The sequence below is a fragment of the Shewanella sp. Isolate11 genome, from assembly GCF_022398315.1.
Classification (GTDB): Bacteria; Pseudomonadota; Gammaproteobacteria; order Enterobacterales; family Shewanellaceae; genus Shewanella.
Genome location: NZ_JAKEVF010000013.1, coordinates 1 through 1,145, shown reverse-complemented (window position 1 = coordinate 1,145; position 1,145 = coordinate 1). Strand labels below are relative to the sequence as shown.

3 tRNA genes and 2 rRNA genes are annotated in these 1,145 nt (G+C 44.6%); all 5 read right to left on the bottom strand.

The annotated features are described in order from the left end of the window. Window positions 1-125 (bottom strand): 23S ribosomal RNA (locus L1D21_RS16460); the annotation flags it as partial. A 244-nt stretch (window positions 126-369) separates the two neighbouring features. After that, a tRNA-Ala gene (locus L1D21_RS16455) sits at window positions 370-445 on the bottom strand. Between the two features lie 74 nt (window positions 446-519). After that, window positions 520-595, bottom strand: a tRNA-Ala gene (locus L1D21_RS16450). A gap of 135 nt (window positions 596-730) precedes the next feature. Further along, window positions 731-807: transfer RNA gene (locus L1D21_RS16445), tRNA-Ile, on the bottom strand. A 199-nt stretch (window positions 808-1,006) separates the two neighbouring features. Beyond that, a 16S ribosomal RNA gene (locus tag L1D21_RS16440) occupies window positions 1,007-1,145 on the bottom strand; the annotation flags it as partial.

Here is a 1,145-nt window from a genome sequence, read left to right as displayed (position 1 = left end):
TCCCCATTCGGACATCGTTAGCTCAAATGCTTGTTACTAGCTCGCCAACGCTTTTCGCAAGTTACTACGTCCTTCATCGCCTCTGACTGCCAAGGCATCCACCGTATACGCTTAGTCACTTAACCATACAACCCAAATGAGTTTCATCTGAGCCGCATYGCRACTAATGGTGTTTACTTTCGCCAAAAGAATACTCAAGTCACTTGATTTAAGTGTTTGAGAACTCAATTTTAATTTCGCAATAATCTTTAGATTATTACTATCAGCTTTCCAAATTTTTAAAGARCGGGCTTAAAAAAGCCAAAGATAAATTCTGCATTTATCTTTGGCATCTCTATCCATGTGCATGTGTTCATCGTGAACAGTAAATGGTGGAGCTATGCGGGATCGAACCGCAGACCTCCTGCGTGCAAGGCAGGCGCTCTCCCAGCTGAGCTATAGCCCCATTTACATGCAGTCAAACAAANATTTATCTTTGGCATCTCTATCCATGTGCATGTGTTCATCGTGAACAGTAAATGGTGGAGCTATGCGGGATCGAACCGCAGACCTCCTGCGTGCAAGGCAGGCGCTCTCCCAGCTGAGCTATAGCCCCATTTACATGCAGTCAAACAAATATATCGAATGCCAAATAATTTTGGCGAAGCCAAATCGAGTTTAGTCAAGGCAACTTGTTGCGACGTTTAGTTCACTAAACGAGTAACAAGTTAACGTAGAATAAACGAAGATTTGGTGGGTCAGAGTGGACTTGAACCACCGACCTCACCCTTATCAGGGGTGCGCTCTAACCAGCTGAGCTACAGACCCATTCTTTTTGGTTATTTAATCCTTACTCGGCGTTACTTTCATCGTTTCTCAGTCATGTGCTATCGCACACTCCCTGCGAGACTCTTCAAGTGCCTTGATTAAGAATCAAATCCCTCAAAAATTATCTTTCGATATTTTGCTCTTTCTTCTATCAAGTAATCTGTGTGAACACTCAGCAAATATCAAATCATCGTATAGGTAAGGAGGTGATCCAGCCCCAGGTTCCCCTAGGGCTACCTTGTTACGACTTCACCCCAGTCATGAACCACACCGTGGTAAACGCCCTCCCGAAGGTTAAGCTATCTACTTCTGGTGCAGCCCACTCCCATGGTGTGACG